Genomic DNA, 24,358 nt, shown 5'->3' on the forward strand with positions numbered 1-24,358 from the left:
CGTAACTGCTCAGCACGTGCTCGGGGGTCGCGGCGACGACGACGGTGCCCTGCCGGCCCGCGGTCTCGACGGTGACCGGCAGGCGCGTGCCGCCCGTCGGCCCGTCGGAGCCGAGCAGGGCGAGCGCGACGGTCGCGTCCGTGCCCTCGGTGACGGTCTGGTGCCCGCCGTGTCCGTTGAAGTCGGTCGCGGTGTAGCCGGGGTCGCTCGCGTTGATCCGCATCGCCGGCAGGTTCTTCGCGTACTGCACGGTGAGCGCGACGACCGCCGCCTTCGACGCCGCGTAAGGGATCGCGGTGACGGGGAACTCGTCGTGGCCCTCGGTGCTCAGCCAGCGCGGCCAGCCGACTCCGGACGCCACGTTCACGACGACCGGGGCCGCGGAGGCCCGCAGCAGCGGGAGCGCGGCCTGCGTGACGCGCAGGATGCCGATGACGTTCGTCTCGAGGACGCCCGCCATCGCCTCCGGGGTGAGGTCGTCGACGCCGAACGAGGTGCCGAGCACGCCGGCGTTGTTGACGAGCACGTCGAGCCCGGGCAGGGAGGCGATCGCGGAGTCGACGCTCGCCTGATCGGTGACGTCGAGGCGGACGGGGTGGGCGCCGAGCGCGCGGGCGGCGTCGCCGTCGGCGGTGTCGCGCATGCCGGCGTAGACGGTGTGGCCCGCCTCGAGGAGTCGGCGGGCGGTCTCGAGGCCGAGGGAGCGGTTCGCTCCGGTGATGAGTGTCGTGGTCATGCGCCCATCCTGCGCGGGTGGTCGGGCCTCGACCAGGCCGCGCTCGACGGGGGGACCGGCAGTACCTGGCTCGGCGACGGCGGGCGGAGGAGGATGGGCGGCATGGAGGAGTTCGCCACGGTGCTGCGCTCGTGGCGCGACCGCATCCGTCCCGCCGACGTCGGCCTGCCCGCGGGCTCGGGCCGCCGCGCCACGGGCCTGCGGCGCGAGGAGCTGGCGGCGCTCTCGGGAGTGAGCGTCGACTACCTGGTGCGGCTCGAGCAGGGACGCGCGCGGAACCCGTCGCCGTCGATGCTCCGCTCGCTCGCGGTGGCGCTCCGGCTCACGGACAGCGAGCGCGACCACCTCTACCGGGTCGCCGGTGCCGCCGTCCCCTCGCCGGGCGTCGTGCCGCAGCACGTGAGCCCGGGCGTGCAGCGGATCGTCGACCGCCTGGGCGACGTGCCGCTCGCGGTGTTCACGGCGGCCCACGACATCCTGCTGTGGAACCCGCTCTGGGCCGCCTTGAACGGCGACCCCTCGGTGTACACCGGGCTGGAGCGGAACCTCGTCTGGCGGCACTTCACCTCCGGACACGCGGGCACCGAGTTCGACGCGCAGCACGAGGAGGACTTCGCGAGCGACCTCGCGGCCGACCTGCGCGCGGCGACCGGGCGCTACCCGCGCGATCCGGCGCTCGCCGCCCTCGTCGCCCGGCTGCGGGAGGAGTCGCCCGAGTTCGAGCGGCGCTGGGCGGAGGCGCGCATCGCCGAACACCGCGCGAGCCGGAAGACGGTGACGCGGACGCCCGTCGGACCGATCACGATCGACTGCGACGTGCTCACGGCTCCGGGCACCGACCTGCGGATCGTCGTCTACACGGTGGCGCCGGGCAGCGAGGACGAGGCGCGGCTCGACCTGCTGCGGGTGACGGGGCTGCAGGCGCTGAGCACGGCGCCGGCGTGAAGCGGACGGGCGCGGCTGGGGCGCGCACAGCGGAGCGGGGCGCTGGCTGGACCGGGCTGAGCTGAGTCGAACGGGCTGAGCCGAGCCACCGGGCGGCGCAAGCCGGGCTCGTCCCACGGCGGGCGGGGCAGGCCGGGCTCGTCCCACAGCGGGCGGGACCGGCTCGGCGCGGCCGACGGCGCAACCTGCCGATGCGGGCGAGCGGCGGCGAGTGACGGCCGAGGTGGACGGCGAGACGCGTCCGCGGCGCCGACGTCCGCGTCCCCGGACCGCCCGCCACCCCTGCTCAGGACGCGCAGTACGCGGTGATGAACGCGTAGAGCTCGCCCTTCTGCTCGGGGGTCGCGGCGACGACGACGGTGCCCTGCCGGCCCGCGGTCTCGACGGTGACCGGCAGGCGCGTGCCGACCTTGTCCTCGGCGAGCGCGTGGGTGTCGCAGCGGGTGGGGACGGCGTCCAGGACCACGGAGTCGAGGGTTCCGGCGGGCACGGAGCGGTCGAGGGTCCAGGCGTCGGCGGCGTCGGGCGGCTGCAGGAGGATCGTGGCGTCGACGCTGCGGAGCACGATCGGGGCGCCGCGGACGTCGGCGGTGATCGTGAGGCGCGCCGGCTCGTGCGCGGCGCCTCCGGACGTGTCGATCCGCAGGGCGAGGTCGGCGTCGACGGTGCGGGCGAAGCAGCCGGACCGGGCGAGAGCGTCGACGAACGAGAACGGGTCGTCGGCGGGGTACGCGTGCTCGCCGTGGCCGTCGATGGCGAGGACGACCTCGAGCGCAGCGGGCGCCTCCGCGGCCGGGCAGGCGGGCTCGGGCACGTCGACGCGGAGGTCTCGCGAGGTCCCGTCGGGGACGCCCGTGCCGCCGGTCCAGGTGAGCGGGACGGCGAGGCGCGGGTCCACGAGGCGGGCCGCGGTGACCTCGATCGGGGCGCCGCTGCCGTTGTGGACCTCGAAGGCCATGGTGCCGCCGGCGATGTCGGAGCGGTTCTGCTGGACGGAGACGGTGACCCCGGGAGCCGGGGCGGACGCGGCGGAGGAGCGGGCCGGGTCGGGGGTGGCCTGAGACGGGGTGGCGGTGGTCGCAGCCGCGGTGGCCGCCGCGGTGCCGCTCGGGGCGCCTGTCGCGCCTGCCGGCGCGCAGGCCGCGAGGGCGGGCAGGAGGAGCAGCCCGGCGGCGAGGGCGCGGAGGCGTCGCATCGTGCCTCCCTCCGCTCGCCGTCAGTCTGGCGCCCCGGACCCCTCTCCGCGAGCGGGCGCTCCGCCTCCCCAGCTCGATCGATGCGTCCCGAACGGTCGCCACGGCGGGCGGATGACGACCGTTCGTGACGCATCGCCGGAGCGACAGGGGGTGAGGACGCGGGGACGCGCACCCATCCGGGTGTGCGCCCGCTCCGAAGAGAGGCGGGGATTTCAGGAGGAGACAGATGGCACGCGGCAGATGGCACGTCGGCACGATCGTCGCGCGAGTGCGCGCATCCGCAGCGATCGGGGCCTCCGGGCTCGACGCGGTGGAGCGGGCGGAGCGCCGGGCCGAGGTCCTGCGCATCGCCGGAGGAGTCGACTCCGGCCGTCTCGGCGACGACCAGGCGATCGCGGCGTTCGGCCGGATCGTCGACGGCCTGCAGAGCGACCTGCCCGGCTCGGCGCTCGGCGTCTAGCCCGCGAGGCCGGCGTCCCGGTACCCGCCCGGAGCGGACACCCGCCGGGCCGACATCCCGAGCCTCCGCGGCGCTGAGACCCGCCGGGCGAGCGTGCCGACGGCCCACTGGGCGCGGGGACCCGCGAGCCCGGCACCCCGAGCGCCAGCCCGGCACCCCGAGCGCCCGCGCGCCGCAGAGCCCCGCTACCCCAGCGTCCCGAGCGCGATCCGCGGCAGCAGCCGCTGGATCGCGACGGCCGCCGCGCCGCGCGCCCACTCCACGAGCCCGCCGTCGTCGACGAGCAGCGCCAGGGGCGGAGCGTCCGGGTCGCGCGTGGCCGCGATCGCGGCGTCCACCACCGCGGCCTGCTCCGTGTAGAGGGCGACGCCCTCCCCGGCCAGGATCACCGTGCCGGACATCGAGAGGTTGCCGATCGCGGCGATCATCGTCCCGAGCGCGCGGGCGGAGTCGGCGAGGATGCGCTCGGCACCGGGGTCGCCCGCGCGAGCGGCGGCGAAGCCCTCGGCCAGGGTCAGCTCGCGGCCGGTGGCGACGAAGAGCTGGCGGAGGAGCGAGGGCAGGCTGAGCATCGCGGTCGAGCAGCCGCGGTGGCCGGCCTCGCAGACGGGCCCGGTGGGATCCAGCGGGTAGTGGCCGCCCAGGCCGAGCCCCGCCTCCGGGGGCGCGACCACCCGGTCGTGCACCACCAGTCCGTAGCCCACGCCCGCGCCGACGGTGAGCACCGCGAAGTGCGGGATGCCGCGGCCTCGCCCGAACCAGTGCTCGGCTCCCGTGAGCGCGACCACGTCGTTCTCGAGGGCGACCGGCAGCCCGAGGGCAGCGGAGAGCGGAGCGGCGAGGTCGACGTCGCGCCAGCCGAGGAACGGCGCGCGGCTCACCCGGCCGTCGGCGGCGATGCTCCCGCCGAGCGTCACGCCCAGACCGGCGAAGGCGGAGGGGCCGCCGAGCTCGTCGACGACCGAGACGATCGCGGCGATCACGTCGGCGGGCTCCGTGCCCGGCAGCGGGCGGACCAGCTCCCGCTCGGTGCGCGCGCGCAGGTCGGTGCGGACGGCGAGGACCTCGGTGCCGGTGATCTTCACGCCCGCGAAGCTCAGCGCGTCGGCGCGGATGTCGAGCGGCCGGGCGGGGCGGCCGACTCCGGTGCTCTGCTCGGGGCCCTCGACGACCAGGCCGCCGTCGAGGAACGGGCGCGCGAGCCGGGTCAGGCTGGCGGGCGAGAGGCCGAGGCGGCGGCCGAGCTCGGCCCGCGAGACGGGACCGTGGATCAGGACCTCGCGCGCCAGGAGCTCGGAGGAGCTCCCGGAGGCGTCCTCGGCGACGATGGTGTCGGTCACGGGGCTCCTTCTTTCCGGCCTGGTAGAAAGCTACCGGCACTGCGCCGCACCAGGAACGGATCCGGCCACTCGCGCCGCTCTTGACACCCCTATTACTTCTGCTCTAGAAATAAGCCATGCACCGCAGCATCGCCCCCACGAACGACTCCGTGACCCTCTCCGGCCGGGAATCGCGCCTCTTCCACCTGCAGGACGGGGGCACCAGCGTCATCGTCGACGCCCGCCTCGTCACCTTCCCCACGATCGTGCACTGGGGCGCCGCACTCGGAGATCTTTCCGCCGCCGAACTATCCGCCCTCGCCGACGCCGCCCTCCCCCAGCGCGTCTCGGGCGGACTCGACGCCTTCGCACCGTTCGGCCTGGTCGCCGTCGAGGCCGACGGCTGGCAGCACGCCCCCACCTTCGAGGGCACCCACGAGCGCGCGGCCGCGTCGGAGCGGTTCGAGGTCGAGAGCATCGAGGCGCTCGGCTCCGCCCTCCGGACCGTCGCCACCGGCGCGGGCGTGCGCCTGACCGTGGACCTCGAGGTCGACGCGGCCGGCCTGCTCACCCAGCGCGCCCGGGTCGAGAACCTCGACGCCCGCCCGTTCCGCCTCGAGCGCTTCGAGCTCGGCTTCCCGCTCCCCGCGACCGCGCGCGAGATCCTCGACACCACCGGGCACCACCTCCGCGAGCGCCACCCCCAGCGCCGCCCGCTGACCATCGGCGAGCACACCCGCCGCACCCGCCGCGGCCGCCCCGGCGCCGACGCGACCCTCCTCCTCGCCGTGGGCACGCCCGGCTTCGGCTGGGAGCGCGGGCTCGTGCACGGCGTCCACCTCGGCTGGAGCGGCGACAGCTCGCTCCGCGCCGAGCGCACCGTCGAGGGCGTCTCGCTCCTCGCGGCCGGCGAGCTGCTGCGGCCCGCCGAGATCGAGCTCGCGCAGGGCGAGAGCTACGAGACCCCGGTCGCCTACGGCTCCTGGGGCGACGGGCTCAGCGCTCTGCAGGCCCGGTTCCACGCGTCGCTCCGCGCCCGCCCGCAGCACCCCGTCGCTCCGCGGCCCGTCACCCTCAACACCTGGGAGGCCGTCTACTTCGACCACGACCTCGCTCGCCTCACCGCCCTCGCCGAGCGGGCCGCGCGGATCGGGGTCGAGCGCTTCGTGCTCGACGACGGCTGGTTCCTCGGCCGCCGCGACGACACCGCCGCGCTCGGCGACTGGACCGTCGATCCCGCGGTCTGGCCGGAGGGCCTCACCCCGCTGACGGACGTCGTCACCGGCCTGGGCATGCAGTTCGGACTCTGGGTGGAGCCCGAGATGATCAGCCCCGACTCCGACCTGGCCCGCGCGCACCCGGAGTGGATCCTCGGCCCGGCCGGCCACCTCCCGGCCTCGGGGCGGCAGCAGCAGGTGCTCGACCTCTCGCAGCGCGGCGCGTTCGAGCACGTGCTCGGCGCCCTCGACGTGCTGCTGACCGAGTACCCGATCGCGTACCTCAAGTGGGACCACAACCGCGACGTGATCGAGGCGGTCTCGCCCGCCACCGGCCGCTCCGCCGTCCACGAGAACGTGCTCGCGCTCTACCGCCTGCTCGACGAGCTGCGCTCCCGGCATCCCGGCGTCGAGATCGAGTCGTGCGCCTCCGGGGGCGCCCGCGTCGACCTCGGGATCCTCGCCCGCACCGATCGCATCTGGACGAGCGACTGCATCGACCCGCTCGAGCGGCAGACCATCCAGCCCTTCACCCAGCTGGTGGTGCCGCCCGAGCTGATGGGGCAGCACATCGGAGGGCCGCGGTCGCACTCGACGCAGCGCACCCACTCGCTCGCCTTCCGCGCCGGCACCGCGCTGCCCGGCCACCTCGGCATCGAGTGGGACGTCTCGGATCTCGCCCCCGCCGTCGAGGAGGAGCTGACCGCCTGGGTCGCCTTCCACCGCGAGCACCGGGCGCTGCTGCACACCGGGACGGTCGTGCGCGCCGACCTCGCCGACGACGCCGCCTCGCTCTCCGGAGTCGTCGCCGCCGACCGCTCCGCCGCCCTCTTCACCTTCACCCAGCTGCACACCGGCGAGACCTACCCGCCCGGACGGATCACGCTCCCGGGCCTGGACCCGGAGCGCACCTACTCCGTGGCGCTCGCCCCGGTCACGTCGCCGCTCGGCGGCCCCGGGCAGTCGCCGCTCGGCTGGGCCGAGCACGGGACCGCGCTCCGCGGCCGTGTGCTGGGCACCGTCGGGCTCCAGGCCCCCGTCCTCGATCCGGAGCAGCTCGTCGTGCTCGTGCTCATCGCCCTCTGACCCGCCCTCCCGGCTCCGGAGCCGACCCGCTCCACGGCCGCCGCACCTGCTCTCGCACCGCCCTCCGCGGTCGAGCGCGCCCTGAGACCTGTCCCCACGCGCAAGGAGGCGCCGCATGTCCGCTCATCCGCATCCCCCCGGGTTCTCCCGGCGGCTGTTCCTCTCGGTGCCGCTCGCCGCGGCGTCCGCCGCCGCCCTCGCCTCCTGCGCCTCCTCCGGCGCCGGCGACGGAGTGACCACGCTCGACTTCTTCCAGTTCAAGGCGGAGGCGGTGGAGGACTTCGCGCGGATCATCCGCGAGTTCGAGGCGGCCAACCCGGACATCCGGGTCATCGCCAACAACGTGCCCGACCCCGACACGGCCATCCGCACTCTGCTCGTCAAGGACAAGGTGCCGGACGTGCTGACCCTGAACGGCAGCGGCTACTACGCCGACCTCGCGAAGGCCGGCGTGTTCCACGACTTCACCGGCGACGAGCTGGTCGAGCGGGTGAACCCGGCGGCCCTCGACATCCTCGCCGCCCTCGGCAGCTTCGAGGGGAAGGAGGTGAACGCGCTCGCCTTCGCGAACAACGCGGACGGGATCCTCTACAACCGCACGATCTTCGCCGAGAACGGGATCGAGGTGCCGACCACCTGGGACGAGCTGATCGCCGTCTGCGAGACGCTCACCGCCGCCGGGATCACTCCCTTCTACGGCGCCCTGCTCGACAACTGGACCGGCGCCCCCGCCTTCAACGCGCTCGGCGGGCAGCTGCAACCGGACGGCTTCTTCGACGCGATGCGCGAGGAGGGAGCGGCGCTCGGCCCCGACTCCCCCGTCTCGTTCTCGAAGGACTACGCGACGACGATGGAGCGGCTCGGGCAGCTCTTCTCGTACACGCAGGAGGGCTCGTTCGGCCGCGGCTACGACGACGGCAACCAGGCCTTCGCCGCGGGTGAGGCGGCCATGTACCCGCAGGGCATCTGGGCGATCAACCCGGTGCGCACGAACAACCCGGACATCGACCTCGGCGTCTTCCCCTACCCGGTGCTCGACGACCCGGCGGACACGCGGGTCACCTCGGGCGTCGACGTGGCCGTCGCCATCGGCCGCGGCACTCCGAAGCTCGACGCGGCCCGCCGCTTCGTCGACTTCCTGCTGACCCCCGGAGTCGTCGAGCCCTACGTCGCGAGCCAGGCCGCCTTCTCACCGCTGGTCGGCGCCGCACCCAACTCGGACCCCACGCTGGCCGAGCTGCAGCCCTACTTCGAGCAGGGACGGCTGATCGGCTTCGTCGACCACCAGATCCCCGCGAGCATCCCGCTCAACCCCACGCTCCAGGCGTTCCTCGCCAGCGGGGACGCCGACGCGGCGCTCCGGACCCTCGACAGTGAGTGGCGCAAAGTCGCGGCACGCACGACCAGGAAGTGACCCCATGACCACGACCACGACGGCCGCCGCGCAGGCGGTGGCGACCACTCCTCCGCCGCCCGCGCGCCGCAAGCGCACCATCGGGCGCACCTCGAAGACCTTCTACTGGATGACGGTCCCCGCCGTCCTGCTCTTCTTCGTGCTCCACACGGTCCCGGTCCTCACCGGAATATTCTTCAGCTTCACGGATTACGCGGGCTACGGCTCCTGGGACCTGATCGGCGCCTCGAACTACCTCGCGCTCCTCCAGGACGACCGCGTCTGGAAGGCCTACGGGTTCACCTTCGGCTTCGCGATCGTGGCGACCGTGCTCGTGAACGTGATCTCGCTCGCCATCGCCGTCGCCCTCAACGCGCGGATCAAGTTCCAGACGGCGTTCCGCGGGATCTACTTCATCCCCTACGTGCTCTCGACCCTGGTCATCGGCTACGTGTTCCAGTACCTCTTCGCGAACTCGCTGCCGCAGATCCTCGGCGCGATCCCGGTGATCGGCGAGAACATCCTCGCGAACGCCGACTGGGCGTGGGTGGCGATCGTGGTGCTGGCGGTCTGGCAGGCCTCGGCCTTCTCGATCATCATCTACCTCGCCGGACTCCAGACCATCCCGGGCGAGCTCTACGAGGCGACCTCGCTCGACGGAGCGGGGAGGTGGCGGCAGTTCACCTCGATCACGTTCCCGCTGATCGCCTCCTTCTTCACGATCAACATGGTCATCTCGATGAAGAACTTCCTCCAGGTGTTCGACCACATCATCGCCCTCACCAACGGCGGTCCCGGCACCTCGACGGAGTCGATCACGCTGCTGATCTACCGCGGCGGCTTCCAGGGCGGCGAGTACGCCTATCAGACGGCCAACGCCGTCCTCTACTTCCTCATCATCATCGTGGTCTCGCTGATCCAGTTCCGAGTCCTCAGCCGCAGAGAGGCGTCGTTCTGATGACATCGACCATCACCCCCACGACCGCCATCGCCCTCGGCGAGCCCGAGGGGCGGCGCCGGCCCTCCCGCGACACCTACCGGATCAACTGGTGGGCGACCGCGCTCATCGCGGTCTGCTCGCTGACGATCCTCCTGCCGCTCTACTTCGCCGTCGTGACCGCGCTGAAGACGCCCGACCAGCTCGGCGGCACCGGGTTCGAGCTGCCGACCTCGATCTCGTGGGGCAACTTCGCCGAGGCGTGGACGGCGACCCGCTTCCCGCAGGCCTTCGTGAACACCGCGCTGATCACGGTCGGAGCCGTCGTGCTGACGCTGTTCTCGAACTCGATGGTCGCCTACGCGGTCGCCCGGAACATGCACAGGCCGTTCTTCAAGGGCGTCTACTTCTACCTGCTCGCCGCGGTCTTCGTGCCGTTCCCGATCATCATGCTGCCGGTGGTGAAGGAGACGGCCCTGCTGGGCCTGGACAACCAGGCCGGGCTGATCCTGCTCTACGCCGTGTTCGGGCTCTCGATCAACACGTTCATCTACACCGCCTTCATCCGCTCGATCCCCATCGAGCTCGAGGAGGCGGCGCGCACCGACGGCGCCTCGACCTGGCGGACCTACTGGCAGGTGATCTTCCCGCTGCTCGGCCCGATGAACGCGACCGTCGGGATCCTGACCTGCGTGTGGGCGTGGAACGACTTCATCCTGCCGCTCGTGGTGCTCTCGGACCCGTCCGCCCGCACCCTGCCGCTGGCCGAGTACGTCTTCCAGGGGCAGTTCAACACGAACTACACCGTCGCCTTCGCGTCCTACCTGATGGCGATGGCGCCGCTGCTGATCGTGTACCTCTTCGCGCAGCGCTGGGTGGTCAGCGGAGTGATGCGCGGGTCGATCAAGTAGCGGTCGCGGCGAGCGCCGCCTCGAGCAGGTCCGTGAGCACGGTGCCTCGCGAGCCCGCGTCCTCCGGGTGCCACTGCACGCACCAGAGCGGCGCGGACTCGTGCTCGAGGGCCTCGACGGTGCCGTCGTCGGCGCGGCCGACCACGACGAGGCCCTCGCCCGGACGGTCGACGGCCTGGTGGTGGGAGCTGCGGACGTCGAGCTCCGCGGCGCCGAGGATGCCGGCGAGGGCGCTGCCCGGCTCGAGCACCACGCGGTGGTCGACCATCCCCGACAGGTGCTCGCCGGGGACCGACCGGCCGACGTGACCCGCGCCGGGCAGGTGCTGCACGAGGTCGCCGCCGAGGGCGACGTTGACCAGCTGCATCCCGCGGCAGATCCCGACCAGCGGGGTCCGCGTCTCGACGGCACGGCGGACGAGCGCGATCTGCGCGCGGTCGGCCGCGGGGAAGGACTGGCCTCGGTGCGGGTCGTCGGGCCGGCCGCCGTAGAGGGACGGGTCGACGTCCTCCCCTCCGGTGACCACGACGGCGTCGGCGGCGGCGAGCCGGCGCTCGAGCTCGGCGGCGCCGGCCTGCTCGGCAGGGACGCGGTCGACCACGAAGCCCGCGGCGGTGGCGGCCGTGACGACGCTCGCGGTCAGCAGCTGCAGCTCGATCTCGAACTCGGGATCCTCGCGGCCGCCGTCGGCGACGTCGACGACGAGCAGGACGGGGCGGTCGGAGGCCATGCGGACATCGTGCCACCCGGCCGGCTCCTGCAGAACGTCGGCGGAGAGGAGGGCCCGTGCGTCGGCGGGCGAGGGATCGCGCTCTCGGCGGGCGTTCTGCACGAGCCCGCAGACCTCTCCCGGGGTCTGGTCAGGATCCGGTACCGCGATCTAGGATGTTCACTTTCACATCCCGTGCGAAGACGCACACCTCCGCGGCCCTGCGGATCGTGCCTCGACGCCGCACCCGATCACGAGGGCCTATCTGCATGAGACGATCACGATCGGCGGTGAGGACCGCTCTGGCGGTCGCGACCGTCGCCGCCACGGCGCTGCTCGGCGCCACGGTCCCCAGCTCCGCCTTCGGAGCCACCGAGACCCCGCTCCTCCACTACACGTTCGACACCGCCCCCACCGGCACCACGGTCGCCGACACCAGCGGCAACGGCTACAGCGCGACGCTGCGCGGCTCCGGGGCCCAGTTCCGCAACGGGCTCATCAGCCTCCCCGGCGGATCCGCCGCGGCCGCCCCCTACCTCGAGATCCCCACCGCCGGCCTCGTCGGCAAGAAGGACCTGACCTTCTCGACCTGGCTCGCCCACAAGGGCGGGACCGGCAACGTCGCCGCCGCGTTCGTCGGAGCGCCCGTCGCCTCCGGCGCCTCGTTCTCCTCCGGCTACTGGCTGCTCAACCCGAGCAACCTCTCCGGCTACACCAAGTCGGTCGTCACCAACTCGGTCAACGCGGGCGCTCCCTACAACACCGAGGTCGGAGCCGGAGCGACGGGCACCCCGACCGTCGGCGCGCGCACCCCCTCGGGCCTCTCGCTCTACACGACCGTCATCGACGGCTCGACCGGCAAGCTCACCGTGTACGTCAACGGCGCGCAGATCTCGCAGAGCACGATCGCCCGCGACGTCTCCTCGTTCGGCCCGTCGCTCGTCGCGTACATCGCGCGCTCGACCTACAACGACCCGGGCTGGAACGGCGAGATGGACGACTTCGCCGTCTACGACAGCGCCCTCAGCAGCAGCTCCGTGCAGGCGCTCTACTCCTCGCAGGCCCTCGACCGCGCCGTCGCGTCGGTCACGGTGCCCACGGAGGCGACCGCCGGCTTCACGGTGCCCACCACCGCCAGCGGCGTCGGCATCACCTGGACGTCGAACAGCGCGGCCGTGGCCATCACCGGCGGCACCGCGACCGTCACGCGCCCCGCCGCGGGGCAGCCGGACGCCACCGCCACCCTCACCGCCACCTACAGGGTCGGCACCGAGACCCGCTCGGTCGACTACGCGGTGCGCGTCGCCGCGCAGCTGGACGACGCGACGAAGGTCCAGCGCGACCTCGCCGCGATCGCCATCCCGAACGTCGGCGACATCCGGACGAACGTCTCGGTGCCCACCACCGGCACGCTCGGCTCGAGCATCGCCTGGAGCGTCGTCAGCCCGAGCGGAGCGACCGTCCGCGACGGCAGCGCCGCCGGCACCCGCACCATCGACGTCGACCGCCCCGCGACCGGGAGCCCCGCGATCGACGTGGTCGTCCGCGCGACCGCGACCAGCGGATCCACCACCCGGACCCGCGACTTCACCCTCCGGGTGCAGCCGCTCCCCGCCGGCACCGACGACACCGAGGCGTACGTCTGGGCGTTCTTCACCGGAGAGGGCGACGGCGCCGAGCGCATCAGCCTCGCCGCCTCGAAGGGCAACGACGCGCTGAGCTGGAACACGCTGAACGGCGGCAAGCCGGTCTTCACCTCGAACCTGGGGACGATGGGCCTGCGCGACCCGTTCATCATCCGCTCGCACGAGGGCGACAAGTTCTTCATGCTCGCCACCGACCTGAAGATCGACGGGCTCCCCGGCGGCTTCGACACCGCGCAGAAGTCGGGCTCGAAGTACATCGAGGTCTGGGAGTCGACCGACCTGGTGAACTGGTCCGCCCAGCGCCACGTCAAGGTCTCCACCGACTTCGCCGGCAACACCTGGGCCCCCGAGGCGTACTGGGACGACGAGCTCCAGACCTACGTCGTCTTCTGGGCCTCGAACATGTACCCGACCACGAACACGGCCGATCGCGCCTCCGTCACCTACAACCAGATGATGTACGCGACGACCGAGGACTTCACCTCCTTCTCGGAGGCGAAGCCGTGGATCGACGTCAAGCGCGGCGCCGGCAAGGGCACCATCGACTCGACGGTCGCGAAGGACGGCGACACCTACTACCGCTTCACCAAGGACGAGGCGTCGATGACCCTCCGCGAGGAGAAGAGCACCGACCTGCTGGCCACCGTCTCGGGCTCGCTGCCCGGCACCGGCGGACCGGCGGACGAGTGGTCGCTGGTCAAGGAGAAGGTGGCCTCGGGCCTGCCCAACGGCGAGCCCGGCAAGACCTTCACCAGCGGTGAGGGCCCCAACGTCTTCCCCGCCAACGAGGGCGACGTGAACGGCCTCGACTGGTTCCTCTTCATCGACCAGCCGAACTACCACGACGGGCCGAACCACTACATCCCGTTCGGCACCGACGACCTCGCGAACGGCGACTCCTGGCAGCCGCTCGGAGCGAAGCTCCGCACGGGCCTGCCGCAGAACGCCGACGGCGGCAAGCCGCGCCACGGCACGGTCATCCCGGTGACGCGCTCCGAGTACCAGAAGGTGCTCGAGGGCTACGCCCCCGGCCTGGCCGTCGCCTCGGTCGCTCCGCTGACCGCGACGACCACGGTCGGCGCCGCGCCGGTCCTGCCCCGCGCCACGATCACGACCGCCGCCGGCACCACCAGCACGGTCGACGTGGCCTGGGACGCCGTCGCGCCCGCCGCCTACGCCACGGCCGGGACCTTCACGGTCTCGGGCGTCGCGCAGGACGCGTCGCGCATGCCGGTGCAGGTCACGGTCACCGTGCAGTCCTCGCTGAAGGTGAGCGCGACCGCCACGTCGCGCTGCGTCGCCGGCAAGGTCGTGCTGACGGTCGTCGGCAAGAACGGCGACACGGTGCCCATGGACGTCTCGATCAGCACCCCCGAGGGCGTGAAGACGATCGCCGGCGTGAAGCCCGGCGCCTCCGGCTCCGCCGCGTTCACGGTGCGCTCGACGCAGCTCGCCGCGGGCGAGGCGACGGTCACCGGCACGGCCACGGTCGGCGGCAAGACCGTCACGGCCACGGCCACCGCGCCCTACAGCGCGCGCAGCTGCGGCTGACGCACGGCACTCGCCGGGAGCCCGGCGCACCTCACCGGTGCGGCGGGCTCCCGTCGTCGTGCGGAGGGAGTCGGGACACCGCCCTGACGCCGAGGCACCGCTCCCTCGGCGGCGCCTCGGCGGACGGCGCGGTGCCGCGGCGCGCGGGCAGGCCCGGGACGGCCCGCCCGGCGTCATCCGGTGACGGCTGCCGGTCCGGCTTCGAACAGGTCGCGGACGCTGCGCGGCTCGCGTCCGAGGAGGCGCCCGAGCTCGGGGCCGGTGCCCGCGAAGAAGCCGCGCTCGGCCGCCCGGTGCATCCCGAGGGTGAAGCGCACGAGGAACTCGGGCTGACCCGCCGCGACGCGCGCGGCGACCCACTCGTCATCGCCGAGGACGCGCAGCTCGACGGGCCGCCCGCCGACCTCGGCCGCGATCCCGGCGATCTCCTCGAACGTCGGAGCCTCGGCCGCGGTCAGCGTGACCGGCCCGTCGTGCGGGCTCCCCGAGAGGAGGAGCCGGGCGGCCGCCTCCGACTCGTCCTCGCGGGCCGTCCACGAGACGCGACTGTCCGAGGGGACCTCGATCACGCCGGTCTCCCGCCACGGTCCAAGGAACAGACCCAGGCTGTGCGCGTAGAAGCCGTTGCGGAGCGACGTCCAGGCGAGTCCGGACTCGGCGAGCAGGCGCTCGGTCGCCGCGTGGTCCCGGCCCGGGCCGAAGGGGGTGTCGGCGGCGGCGCCCTGGTGGCTCGTGTAGAGGACCCGTCCGACTCCGGCCGCGACGGCCGCCTCGACGGCGGTGCGGTGCAGGGCGACGGCGTCGGCCCGCGGATCGCTCGAGGAGACGAGGAGCAGCTGATCCGCTCCGTCGAAGGCGGCCGGGAGGGAGGCGGGGTCGGCGTAGTCGCCGACGCGCACCTCCACTCCGCGCTCCGCGAAGCGGGCGGCCTTCGAGGCGTCGCGGGCGACGACGGCGATCCCGGAGGCGGGGACGGAGTCGAGGAGGTGGTCGACGGTGGCGCCGTTCAGAGCGCCGGTGGCACCGGTCACGATGATCATGGGGAGAGCCTTCCGATGAGGGGTATCAGCGATACCACGAGGAAGATAACCACGGAATTTCACTGATAGCAACAGTGCGCTACCGTCGATACGTGACCAGTCCCACCCCCCCGACCGACACGCGCCTGCGCATCGTCGAGGCAGCCGCCGGCCTCCTCCGCGACGACGGCCCCGCCGCCGTCACGACGCGAGCGGTCGCCCAGGCGGCCGGGCTGCAGGCCCCGGCGATCTACCGCCTCTTCGGCGACAAGGACGGCCTGCTCGAGGCGGTCGCGGAGCACGTGCTGGCCACCTGGGTCGACTCCAAGGCGCGGACGGTCGAGGCGGCCGTCGCCGGCGGCGTCGACCCGGTCGAGGACCTGCGCTCGGGCTGGGCCGCGCAGGTGGAGTTCGGCCTGGCCAACCCCGCGCTCTTCCGCCTCCTCAGCGATCCGGGTCGCGCCTCCGGATCACCGGCCGCCCTCTCCGGGCGGCGGGTCCTCGCCGCCCGCGTGCAGCGCGTGGCCGCCGAGGGCCGCCTCCGAGTGCCGGAGGAGCGCGCCGTCGACCTCATCCAGGCGGCGGGCACCGGCGTGGTCACCACCCTGCTCTCCACCCCCGCCGCCGACCGCGACCCCGGTCTCGCCGACGCCGCGCTCGACAGCGTGCTCGCGGGGATCCTCACCGACCCGCCCTCCCCCGGCGACGGCGGGCGGCTCACCGCCCTCGTCGGCGTCCGGGCCCTCGCACCGGAGCTCGCCGGTCTCACGCCCGCGGAGCGCCTGCTGCTCGCGGACTGGCTCGACCGCGCCCTCGCGGCGGCCGCGCAGGAGTGACGGGCGCGCTTCCACCACAGGAGTGACGGGCGCCGTCCCGCCGCGGGGACGACGGCGCCTCCGTCCCGCAGAGACGCGGGCCTCGCGGCTAGGCGCGCCTGCCGTCGGGCGGGAGGATCGACGCCTGGATGAGCGGCACGGGGCAAGGATGGCATGTTGAAGCTGTGGAGCGCATCGAACGCGTTCCTCTACCTCGGCAGCGTCAAGGAGAACGACTTCCTGCAGAACGTCTCCGAGCTCGTCGGTGACTACGACCGCGAAACGACCTCCGCCAGCTATAACAAGGGCGTCCGCTCGACCTCGACCGCCTTGAAGCGCGAACGGATCCTGACCGTGGACGAGCTCGGAGCGATGCCCCGTTGCCGCGCCGTGATGCTCTCTACTGGCTCCCGCGCCGCGCTGCTGCGCGCCGTGCCCTGGTACGAGGGCACGAAGGAGAAAGTCGCAGCCATCAAAGCCAGACGTGTTCTCGGGCGCGGACCGGCTCGTCGCTGACGAATGTGCTTGTGCTACGCGCTGCGGCGGGAGATGAGCGAGTGCTCGACGACGATCTCGCTCGGGTGCGCCGGAGGGCCGTTCCGGATGCGCTGAGCGAGGAGGTCGACGGCCGTCTTGGCGATCTGGCGGCTGCCGGGATCGATCGTGGTGAGGGCGGGTATCGCGTAGGCGGCGGCGGTGACGTTGTCGAAGCCGACGACGGCGATGTCCTCCGGTACGCGGATGCCGCGAACGTGCAGTGCGTGCAGTGCCCCGAAGGCCAGGGTGTCGTTGAAGCAGAAGACGGCGTCCAGAGGGACGCGGGAGTCGAGCAGCTGCGTCATCGCGACGGCGCCGTCGGCGTGGTGCCACTCGGTGGCGACCGCGACGAGGGCGGGGTCGAACGGGATCGCGTTCGCCTCGAGGGCACCGCGGTATCCGTCCAAGCGGAGTGCTGCGGCGCTGACGGATCCGCCGGCGGGGTTGCTGCCGATCGCGGCGATGCGCCGGTGTTGGCGGTCGATCAGGTACTGCGTGGCGGTGGCCGCGGCGGCTGTGTTCGCCATGGTCACGTGATCGACCGGGCCGTCGAAGATCCTGTCGCCCAGGAGAACGAGTGGGCGGTCCCCGACGAGTACTTTCTCGTCTCCGGGGCCGAGTGCGTGAGGCTGGAAGATCAGTCCGTCCGACAGCTGGCGGCTGGAGCCGGAGAGGACGGCGATCTCGGCGTCTCGGCGCGCTCCGGTCTGCTGGATGATCACGGTCCAGCCGTGCCGCTCGGCCTCCGACATGATGACCGTCGCGAGCTGGCCGAAGTACTCGATCGCGAGATCCGGGATCGCGAGGGTGATGAGCCCGGTCTGGCCGGTGCGCAGTCCGCGCGCGGAGACGTTGAGTTGGTATCCGAGATCGCGGACTGCCTTGAGGACGAGATCGCGGGTCTCGGGTCTGACGTTGGCGTTGCCGCTGAGCACGTTGGAGACCGTGCGAGCGGTGACGCCTGCAGCAGCGCCGACATCGGCCATGGTCACCGGGCGGGTTCGCGATCGCGGCATCGGCATCATCCCTCCCATGAGCGTTCCCCGATCATCCCAGGTCGACGGTCGGCGAGAGGCGCACGGTCACCCAGGCGATGGCGGGGATCCGGAACGAGAGGACGCCGTCGGACAGCGCAACGGCGAGGAGTCGCGGAGTGACGGTGTCGGGGAGCTCCGCCGAGTTCGTCGCGAACGGGTCCTCGTGTCGGAGGATCAGCGCCTCTGTCACCGTGAGGGTGGGGAACGACGTGAGGTCGACCGTGGTGTCCGTGACGCCGTCGGTCGCGCGGTTGACGATCATCAGGTCGAGCGAGCCGTCGGCGTGCGCCGCTGCGGCGAAGGCGAGGACGGGAGCGGAGTCATCGTCCGCTCCCGTGCTGTCCGCCTCGACGACGGTCCGGAGCGCGGTCGCGCCGGCGGAACGCCGTGCCTGGGCGAACGGCCAGAAGGTGCTCTGCCGCCAGGCGGGGCCGTCCGGTTCGGTCATGATCGGACCGATGACGTTCACCAGCTGAGCCATGCTCGCTGCACGGACGATGTCGGCTCTGTTGATCATGCTGATGAGCATGTCGCCCACGACGACGGCGTCCGCTGCCGTGTAGCGGTCCTCGAGGAGTCGGGGCGCCTCCTCCCATTCGAGCCCTCCGGCGACGCGCTCGTCGTGGGCGACGAAGTCCCACACGTTCCACTCGTCGAAGGAGATGGCGATCGGACGCTCTGATCGCGTCTGTGCGCGCACCTGTCCGATCGTGTCGGCGATGGCGGTGATGAAGCGGTCCATCGCGACGCCGGAGGCGAGGAACGCGGCCAGGTCGCCGTCGTAGCGGAAGTACTGGTGGCAGGACACGAAGTCGACGTGCTCGATCGTGTGCAGCAGTACCTCCTGCTCCCAGGCTCCGAAGGTGGCCATCCGGTCGTTCGAGCTGCCGCAGACGATCAGTTCGAGGCAGGGGTCGAGTGCGCGCATGGCGGCGGCGGTGCGGGCGGCGAGACGCCCGTACTCGTCGGCGCTGAGGTGGCCGATCTGCCACGGCCCGTCCATCTCGTTGCCGATGCACCAGAGACGGATGCCGTGCGCCTCGTCGGCGCCGTTCGCGCGCCGCTCGTCCGAGAGAGTGGTGCCGCCGGGGTGGTTCGCGTACTCCAGCAGGTGCAGGGCCGAGCGGATTCCGTCGGTCCCGAGGTTCAGCGCCATCATCGGCTCGACGCGTGCCGCCCGGCACCAGCGGACGAACTCGTCGACCCCGAAGCGGTTCGGCTCGACGGTGTGCCAGGCAGGATCGAGCCGGACGGGACGGTCCTCGACCGGACCGATGCCGTCGCGCCAGTCGTACGCCGAGACGAAGTTGCCGCCCGGGTAGCGGACGGTCGTGACCCCGAGCTCCTCGACGAGCGCGAGGACGTCGGTGCGGAATCCGTCGGCGTCGGCACTCTCGTGCGAAGGATCGAGCAGGCCGCCGTACACGCCTCGGCCCAGGTGCTCCACGAACGATCCGAAGAGCCGCGGATCGATCGTCCCGACCGTGAAGGCGGGGTGCACGATGCCGTGCGCTCGGTGGACGGGGTGCGAGGTCATGGCCATTCCGTTTCATCGATGAACTGGTGCGCACAGTATGCACGCCTCGACCAGCACACCGCGATCCGAAAGGGATGGTGTCGAATGTTGACGGGGTCGGCCCGGCGGCTCTACTATCGCCGACAGCGGTCCTCGATTTCATCGATGAAATGCCTGCACCAGGTGGCCGAGTCAATGAAGACAGTGAAAGCGAGGCACGTCGTGAGGCGTCACAGCACCCGGATCAGCATCGTCGCAGCGGTCACAGCCGCGACTGCGGCCCTTCTTCTCAGCGGCTGCACGCCGTCGTCCGCGGGAGGCGCCTCGGCCGGGAACGGCGGCGACACCTTGACCGTCTGGCACTACTACTCCGTCGACGGCCAGACCGCCGGACTCGAGGAGCTCGCGTCGGACTTCGAATCGACGCACGAGGGGGTCGCGGTCGAGAACGTCTACGTTCCGTTCGACCAGCTGACGAACAAGCTCGTGCAGGCCGCGGGAACGGGCACCGGCCCCGATGTGGTCGTCTACAACGCCGCCGATACCTTCACCCTCACCGAGGCGAAGGCCATCGAGCCGATGAACGAGTGGTGGGACCAGTACGCCGACGCCGGGCAGTTCCCCGACGCCGTCGTGCAGAAGGTCGGCGACGACGTCATGGGCGTGCAGGGCTTCGTGAACCTGATCGGCCTCTGGTACAACCAGGACATCCTCACCGAGCTGGGTGTCGAGGCTCCCACCACGTTCGAGGAGCTCGAGGCGGATCTCGCCTCGGCCACGGCCGCCGGCAAGGACGGCATCACGCTGACCGGCAAGGCGAACTCCGAGGGCGAGTGGCAGGCGTTCCCGTGGCTCTCGCGTGCCGGGTGGGACTACGCCGCACCCGAGCAGCAGCCTCTGCAGGACGCGTTCGCGATGGTGCAGGACTGGACCGCGAAGGGCTACCTGACCAAGGAGGCGGCGACGTGGGACCAGACGGTCCCTTTCCAGCAGTTCGCCGCGGGGAACACGGCCTTCGCCGTCAACGGCAACTGGCAGATCACCTCGGCCGAGAAGGACGCCGCGTTCGAGTACGGGGTCGTGCCGATCCCCGTCGGTGAGGGCGGCTCGGTCTACCTCGGCGGTGAGGTGCAGAACGTGGGCGCCTTCTCCGAGAACAAGGCGCTCGCGCAGGAGTACCTCGAGCAGGAGTTCTTCTCGAAGCAGGGGCAGCTGACGCTGCTCGACGCCTTCGGCTCGATCCCCGCCCGTGCCGATGCAGCTGCCGACGACAAGGTCGGCAGCGACCCGATCCTTTCCCAGTTCGCGGCGATCCTCCAGGACGACGGCCACACCTCGCCTGACCCGGCGATCCCGTCCGAGAACGTCGCGAAGGTGCTGCAGACCGTCGGTGAGTCCTGGAGCGCGGCGGTCGCCGGCAGCGGGACCCCCGAGCAGCTCTCGAGCGACCTGATGACGACCCTGACGCCGCTGCTCCAGCAGTAGCAGACCCCGACGAGAGAATGGAGCGACCGTGAGCAGCACCTCGACCACGACCCGGAGACGATCCGGCGTCGGCGGCGGCCGACTGGGCTTCGCCGCACCGGGAGGAGTGCTGCTCGCGGCGCTGTCGCTCTACCCCATCTACCTGCTGATGAGGATGAGCGTCAGCGAGGTCAGCTCCGGAACCCTCAACGGGGACTGGCCGTTCGTCGGCGTCCAGAACTTCCTCGCGCTGCTCGAGGGCTCCGACCTCGGCGGCGCCACGCTGCGCACCGGGGCCTTCGTGGTCCTGGTCACGGTCGTCGGGGTCGTCGGAGGACTCGGAGCGGCGATCGCCCTCCGGTCCTCCCGACTGGGCAGTGCCTTCCTCCTCGGGATGATGGTGTTCATCTGGGCCATGCCGCCCGTGGTGAACGGCAGCATCTGGAAGTTCCTCCTCGCCGATCAGGGTCTGGTCAACACGCTCGTGCGGGCGACCGGCCTCTCGGCGGAGGGCGTCCCCTTCCTCTACGACGCGAGGTTCGCGCTGCTCTCGGTCGCGATTGTGAACGCCTGGGCCGTCATCCCCTTCAATGCGCTGGTCTTCCGGTCGGCTCTGCTGGGCATCGACCCCGAGATCCTCGAGGCGGCCTCGGTCGACGGCGCGAGCCGCTGGCAGGAGATCCGGAGCATCCTCATCCCCGCGGCGCGGCCGACCGCCGTCATCCTGGCGATCCTGACCGTCGTCTACGCCTTCCGCAGCTTCGACTTCATCTACGTGATGACCGCCGGCGGCCCCGGAGACGCGACGTCCACGCTGCCCTACCTCAGCTACTCCCAGGCCTTCGTCCAGCACGACTACGGACTTGGTTCCGCGACGGGCATCATCGCCCTCGCCATCGTGGCGGTCCTCGCCGTCGTCTACGTCCGATCGACCAGGAGCGAGTCCTGATGAGCACCCTCACCGCCCCCCTGACCCGCCTGCGAGGCGGCGCTGCGACCCGCGTCGCGCGACCGTCCCGCACCCGGGAGCCGGTCGCCTTCACCGTACGCGTGGTGCTCTACGTCCTGTACGGGCTGCCCCTTGTCTGGATCGTGCTCACCTCCCTCAAGCGCCAGGGCGACGTGGTCGGCGGAGCGATCCTCTCGGCGCCCTCCTTCGACGCCTATGCGGAGGCGCTCGCGAACCCCGCCCTCGCGACGGCGCTCGCCCAGTCGGCGCAGATCGCCCTCGGGACCACTGCACTGGTGCTCGCGCTCGGCGTCCCGTTCGCCTACGCGCTGCGCCGCGTCGACGGCGTCGTCGCCGGTCTCGTCCTCGGGCTGCTGATCTTCCTGCAGATGGTGCCGCAGACGGCGAGCATCATCCCTCTGTTCGCGATCTTCAGCAGGCTCGGTCTTCTGGACACCACCGCCGGTCTCGTCCTCGCCGATACGGCGATGTTGCTGCCGTGGGCCGTGCTGCTGCTGCGACCGTTCTTCGCCGCGGTGCCCGACGCCATCGAAGAGGCCGCCTCCATCGACGGGGCCGGTCGGCTGCGCACCTTCTTCGCCGTCGTCGTCCCGATCGTTCGAAACGGCATGGCGACGGTCGGCTCGCTGATCTTCCTCGTCGCCTGGGGCGAGTTCCTCTTCGCGATCAACCTCTTCCTCTCTCCGGTCAACTACCCGATCAGCGCTCTCATCGCGCAGCAGACGTCGGGGTACGGGATCGACTGGCCCGGGCTGATGGCTCTCGCGGTCATCTCCTCGCTGCCGCTGCTGGCCGTCTACGTGCTGTCGTTCCGGCTGCTGCGTGAGGGCCTCGCCGTCGGCAGCGTCAAGTAGCAGTCGTCCTTCCTCTCGTCCCGCGCCACTCGTGAAAGATCCCGTCATGACCTTCTCCCCAGCCCTGCCCGTTGACCCGGCCGCCGGGACCCTGACACCCCTCGCCATCGACCGGGTCCAGCTGGACCCGGAGGGGTTCTGGGGACGTCGGGTCGCCGTCAACGCGACCGCCACCTTCGAGCACAACCTCGGCTGGCTGGAGCGCGCCGGATGGCTGCGCAATTTCGAGCTCGCCGTCGGGGGCGGACTCGCTGAAGGCCGTCGCGGACGCGAGTTCGCCGACTCCGAGGTCTACAAGACCCTCGAAGGGCTCTGCTGGCACACCGCCGGACGTGAGGACCCGGAGACCGAATCGATCATCCGCGCTCTCACCGCCCGCATCGTCAGTGCGCAGGAGAGCGACGGCTATCTCGGCACCCGCTTCGGCCGGCACGGTCAGGCTGAGCGTTACAGCGACCTCGAGTGGGGCCATGAGCTGTACAACGCCGGACACCTCCTCCAGGCCGCGGTCGCGCGACTGCGCACCCACGGTGAGGACGGGTTCACGCAGGCCGCGCGCCGTCTCGCCGACCACATCTGCTCGGAGTTCGGGGCGGACGGCCGCCAGACGGTCTGCGGACATCCGGAGATCGAGGTCGCGCTCACGGAGTTCGCCCGCGCCACGGGGGAGGAGCGCTACCTCGAGCAAGCCCGCGTGTTCTTGGACCGCCGCGGTCACCAGAGCCTGGAAGACGTCGAGTTCGGTCGCGCCTACTTCCAGGACGACGTCCCGATCCGCGAGGCCAAGGTCCTCCGCGGACACGCGGTGCGCGCCCTCTACCTCACGTCCGCGGTGGTCGACGTCGCCGTGGACACTGATGACGCCGAGCTGCTCGCGATCGTCGAGCGGCAGTGGGAGGCCACAGTCGCACGCCGGACCTACATCACCGGTGGAATGGGCTCGCATCACCAGGACGAAGCGTTCGGCGCCGACTTCGAGCTACCCAACGACCGCGCGTACTGCGAGACCTGCGCCGGCGTGGGCTCGATCATGCTCTCGTGGAGGTTGCTGCTCGCCACCGGCCGCCCGCGCTACGCGGACCTGATCGAACGCACTCTGCACAACATCATCGCCACCGCCGTGTCCGAGGACGGCCGCTCCTTCTTCTACGCGAACACCCTCCACCGGCGCGAGCCGGGCGTCGCGTCCTCCCCGGAGGAGCAGTCCAAGCGCGCGGACTCCAGTCAGCGGGCGGCGTGGTTCGACGTCGCCTGCTGCCCCAACAACCTCGCCCGCACCTTCGCCTCGCTGTCCGGCTACCTCGCCACCACCGATGCGAAGGGTGTGCAGCTGCACCAGTACGCGTCCGCCACGATCTCCGCCGCTCTCCTCCAGGGAGACGTCTCGATGGAGGTCTCCAGCGACCTGCCGGAGCGGGGGCGAGTCGCCGTGACCATCACGCGCACACCCGTCGAGCCGTGGACTCTGACGCTGCGGATCCCGACCTGGGCGACGAACGCGGACGTCGTCGTCGTCTCCGCCGACGGGGATGCTGCCGAGACGCCGACCGGACCGTTCCACGGCACGCTCCACCTCGAACGGCGTTTCCGCGTCGGCGACCGGATCGAACTCGACCTCCCCTTCGAACCCGTCCTCGTGCAGCCCGACGAGAGGATCGATGCCACCCGCGGCACCGTCGCCGTCCAGCACGGACCGGACATCCTCTGCCTCGAGTCCGTCGACCTCCCCGCCGGCGCCCATGTCGACGACATCGCCCTGGACGCCGGAGCGGTCCCGATCGCACGAGAGGGGCGTGTGACGCTCGCCGGCAGCGTCGCCGAACGCGACGAGCACGAATGGCCCTTCTCCAGAATCCCTCGAACCCCGCACCGACGGCCGTTGACCGTGGCGCTCACCCCGTACCGGTCGTGGGGATCCCGAGGTCCCGTGTCGATGCGCATCTGGCTTCCCGTGAACCACTCCTGATTCCCGGGCGAGCTCCCACCGCCGGGCGGATCCTCGCTCCTCTGCGGCGGCCGCCGGTCACCGCATCCGCACTT

Annotated in this window: 19 protein-coding genes and 1 pseudogene; 13 read left to right on the plus strand and 7 right to left on the minus strand. The window is 71.9% G+C overall.

Going from position 1 to position 24,358, the window contains the following annotated elements; genetic code table 11:
• Positions 1-91: 91 nt before the first annotated feature.
• A pseudogene (locus C5B98_RS07210) lies at positions 92-736 on the minus strand (SDR family NAD(P)-dependent oxidoreductase); the annotation flags it as partial.
• A gap of 102 nt (positions 737-838) precedes the next feature.
• Between C5B98_RS07210 and C5B98_RS07215 the strand changes: the two are divergent.
• Positions 839-1,681, plus strand: coding sequence for a helix-turn-helix transcriptional regulator (locus tag C5B98_RS07215; protein WP_104248302.1), 843 nt, complete (start codon positions 839-841; stop codon positions 1,679-1,681).
• A 286-nt stretch (positions 1,682-1,967) separates the two neighbouring features.
• Here the strand turns inward: C5B98_RS07215 and C5B98_RS07220 are convergent, their stop codons facing one another.
• On the minus strand, positions 1,968-2,876 hold the full coding sequence (locus tag C5B98_RS07220) for a hypothetical protein (protein WP_104327541.1): 909 nt from the start codon (positions 2,874-2,876) through the stop codon (positions 1,968-1,970).
• Positions 2,877-3,103: 227 nt separating this feature from the next.
• Between C5B98_RS07220 and C5B98_RS07225 the strand changes: the two genes are divergently transcribed.
• Entirely contained in the window at positions 3,104-3,337 is a 234-nt protein-coding gene (locus C5B98_RS07225; protein ID WP_104232900.1) for a hypothetical protein, read from the plus strand.
• A 185-nt stretch (positions 3,338-3,522) separates the two neighbouring features.
• Here C5B98_RS07225 and C5B98_RS07230 read toward each other — a convergent pair whose 3' ends face one another.
• Entirely contained in the window at positions 3,523-4,677 is a 1,155-nt protein-coding gene (locus tag C5B98_RS07230; RefSeq protein ID WP_104227467.1) for an ROK family transcriptional regulator, read from the minus strand.
• A gap of 116 nt (positions 4,678-4,793) precedes the next feature.
• Here C5B98_RS07230 and C5B98_RS07235 point away from each other — a divergent pair, with 116 nt between their 5' ends.
• From C5B98_RS07235 to C5B98_RS07250, 4 genes are all read left to right on the plus strand, one after another.
• Complete coding sequence (locus C5B98_RS07235; protein ID WP_104327542.1) at positions 4,794-6,959, plus strand: alpha-galactosidase; 2,166 nt, start codon at positions 4,794-4,796, stop codon at positions 6,957-6,959.
• Between the two features lie 115 nt (positions 6,960-7,074).
• Positions 7,075-8,373: an ABC transporter substrate-binding protein gene (locus tag C5B98_RS07240; RefSeq protein ID WP_104257458.1), complete on the plus strand. Its 1,299-nt coding sequence runs from the start codon at positions 7,075-7,077 to the stop codon at positions 8,371-8,373.
• Positions 8,374-8,377: 4 nt separating this feature from the next.
• Complete coding sequence (locus tag C5B98_RS07245; protein ID WP_104225874.1) at positions 8,378-9,310, plus strand: carbohydrate ABC transporter permease; 933 nt, start codon at positions 8,378-8,380, stop codon at positions 9,308-9,310.
• The gene (locus tag C5B98_RS07250) at positions 9,310-10,200 is read left to right on the plus strand and encodes a carbohydrate ABC transporter permease (protein WP_347877594.1); all 891 of its coding nucleotides are present in this window, start codon (positions 9,310-9,312) and stop codon (positions 10,198-10,200) included. Before C5B98_RS07245 ends, C5B98_RS07250 begins: the two co-directional genes overlap by 1 nt.
• On the opposite strand, the gene C5B98_RS07255 is transcribed toward C5B98_RS07250, so the two are convergent.
• Positions 10,193-10,930: a gamma-glutamyl-gamma-aminobutyrate hydrolase family protein gene (locus C5B98_RS07255; protein WP_146076900.1), complete on the minus strand. Its 738-nt coding sequence runs from the start codon at positions 10,928-10,930 to the stop codon at positions 10,193-10,195. The two genes, C5B98_RS07250 and C5B98_RS07255, sit on opposite strands and share 8 nt — an antisense overlap.
• 269 nt (positions 10,931-11,199) lie before the next feature.
• Between C5B98_RS07255 and C5B98_RS07260 the strand changes: the two genes are divergently transcribed.
• Positions 11,200-14,106: an immunoglobulin-like domain-containing protein gene (locus tag C5B98_RS07260; protein ID WP_181065478.1), complete on the plus strand. Its 2,907-nt coding sequence runs from the start codon at positions 11,200-11,202 to the stop codon at positions 14,104-14,106.
• 173 nt (positions 14,107-14,279) lie between these two features.
• Here the strand turns inward: C5B98_RS07260 and C5B98_RS07265 are convergent, their stop codons facing one another.
• On the minus strand, positions 14,280-15,146 hold the full coding sequence (locus C5B98_RS07265; RefSeq protein ID WP_104327544.1) for an NAD(P)H-binding protein: 867 nt from the start codon (positions 15,144-15,146) through the stop codon (positions 14,280-14,282).
• Positions 15,147-15,238: 92 nt separating this feature from the next.
• Here C5B98_RS07265 and C5B98_RS07270 point away from each other — a divergent pair, with 92 nt between their 5' ends.
• The gene (locus tag C5B98_RS07270; protein WP_104327545.1) at positions 15,239-15,961 is read left to right on the plus strand and encodes a TetR/AcrR family transcriptional regulator; all 723 of its coding nucleotides are present in this window, start codon (positions 15,239-15,241) and stop codon (positions 15,959-15,961) included.
• A gap of 153 nt (positions 15,962-16,114) precedes the next feature.
• Positions 16,115-16,456: a TraM recognition domain-containing protein gene (locus C5B98_RS07275; RefSeq protein ID WP_104327546.1), complete on the plus strand. Its 342-nt coding sequence runs from the start codon at positions 16,115-16,117 to the stop codon at positions 16,454-16,456.
• Positions 16,457-16,470: 14 nt separating this feature from the next.
• On the opposite strand, the gene C5B98_RS07280 is transcribed toward C5B98_RS07275, so the two are convergent.
• Both C5B98_RS07280 and C5B98_RS07285 read right to left on the minus strand, forming a co-directional pair.
• Complete coding sequence (locus C5B98_RS07280) at positions 16,471-17,493, minus strand: LacI family DNA-binding transcriptional regulator (protein ID WP_104224058.1); 1,023 nt, start codon at positions 17,491-17,493, stop codon at positions 16,471-16,473.
• A gap of 31 nt (positions 17,494-17,524) precedes the next feature.
• Positions 17,525-19,051 (minus strand): alpha-N-arabinofuranosidase, encoded by a 1,527-nt coding sequence (locus C5B98_RS07285; protein ID WP_104327547.1) that lies wholly within the window; start codon positions 19,049-19,051, stop codon positions 17,525-17,527.
• Between the two features lie 201 nt (positions 19,052-19,252).
• On the opposite strand from C5B98_RS07285, the gene C5B98_RS07290 reads away from it, so the two are divergent.
• From C5B98_RS07290 to C5B98_RS07305, 4 genes are read left to right on the plus strand one after another with little or no spacing between them, the layout of a single operon-like run.
• Positions 19,253-20,515, plus strand: a complete 1,263-nt coding sequence (locus C5B98_RS07290; protein WP_181027149.1) for an extracellular solute-binding protein — start codon at positions 19,253-19,255, stop codon at positions 20,513-20,515.
• 28 nt (positions 20,516-20,543) lie between these two features.
• Complete coding sequence (locus C5B98_RS07295) at positions 20,544-21,443, plus strand: carbohydrate ABC transporter permease (RefSeq protein WP_104269559.1); 900 nt, start codon at positions 20,544-20,546, stop codon at positions 21,441-21,443.
• On the plus strand, positions 21,443-22,318 hold the full coding sequence (locus C5B98_RS07300) for a carbohydrate ABC transporter permease (protein ID WP_104224039.1): 876 nt from the start codon (positions 21,443-21,445) through the stop codon (positions 22,316-22,318). Before C5B98_RS07295 ends, C5B98_RS07300 begins: the two co-directional genes overlap by 1 nt.
• Before the next feature lie 46 nt (positions 22,319-22,364).
• Positions 22,365-24,284, plus strand: coding sequence for a glycoside hydrolase family 127 protein (locus C5B98_RS07305; RefSeq protein ID WP_104225865.1), 1,920 nt, complete (start codon positions 22,365-22,367; stop codon positions 24,282-24,284).
• Positions 24,285-24,358 lie beyond the last annotated feature (74 nt).

This window comes from Rathayibacter sp. AY1A5 (genome assembly GCF_002930875.1).
Taxonomy (GTDB): Bacteria; Actinomycetota; Actinomycetes; order Actinomycetales; family Microbacteriaceae; genus Rathayibacter.

What these genes read in the sequence shown, in the direction of transcription:
- C5B98_RS07280 (WP_104224058.1), bottom strand. Translation starts at nt 17,493, where the DNA reads ATGCCGCGATCGCGAACCCGCCCGGTGACCATGGCCGATGTCGGCGCT.
- C5B98_RS07245 (WP_104225874.1), top strand. Translation starts at nt 8,378, where the DNA reads ATGACCACGACCACGACGGCCGCCGCGCAGGCGGTGGCGACCACTCCT.
- C5B98_RS07255 (WP_146076900.1), bottom strand. Translation starts at nt 10,930, where the DNA reads ATGGCCTCCGACCGCCCCGTCCTGCTCGTCGTCGACGTCGCCGACGGC.
- C5B98_RS07300 (WP_104224039.1), top strand. Translation starts at nt 21,443, where the DNA reads ATGAGCACCCTCACCGCCCCCCTGACCCGCCTGCGAGGCGGCGCTGCG.
- C5B98_RS07220 (WP_104327541.1), bottom strand. Translation starts at nt 2,876, where the DNA reads ATGCGACGCCTCCGCGCCCTCGCCGCCGGGCTGCTCCTCCTGCCCGCC.
- C5B98_RS07250 (WP_347877594.1), top strand. Translation starts at nt 9,310, where the DNA reads ATGACATCGACCATCACCCCCACGACCGCCATCGCCCTCGGCGAGCCC.
- C5B98_RS07225 (WP_104232900.1), top strand. Translation starts at nt 3,104, where the DNA reads ATGGCACGCGGCAGATGGCACGTCGGCACGATCGTCGCGCGAGTGCGC.
- C5B98_RS07240 (WP_104257458.1), top strand. Translation starts at nt 7,075, where the DNA reads ATGTCCGCTCATCCGCATCCCCCCGGGTTCTCCCGGCGGCTGTTCCTC.
- C5B98_RS07215 (WP_104248302.1), top strand. Translation starts at nt 839, where the DNA reads ATGGAGGAGTTCGCCACGGTGCTGCGCTCGTGGCGCGACCGCATCCGT.
- C5B98_RS07305 (WP_104225865.1), top strand. Translation starts at nt 22,365, where the DNA reads ATGACCTTCTCCCCAGCCCTGCCCGTTGACCCGGCCGCCGGGACCCTG.
- C5B98_RS07285 (WP_104327547.1), bottom strand. Translation starts at nt 19,051, where the DNA reads ATGACCTCGCACCCCGTCCACCGAGCGCACGGCATCGTGCACCCCGCC.
- C5B98_RS07235 (WP_104327542.1), top strand. Translation starts at nt 4,794, where the DNA reads ATGCACCGCAGCATCGCCCCCACGAACGACTCCGTGACCCTCTCCGGC.
- C5B98_RS07265 (WP_104327544.1), bottom strand. Translation starts at nt 15,146, where the DNA reads ATGATCATCGTGACCGGTGCCACCGGCGCTCTGAACGGCGCCACCGTC.
- C5B98_RS07275 (WP_104327546.1), top strand. Translation starts at nt 16,115, where the DNA reads ATGTTGAAGCTGTGGAGCGCATCGAACGCGTTCCTCTACCTCGGCAGC.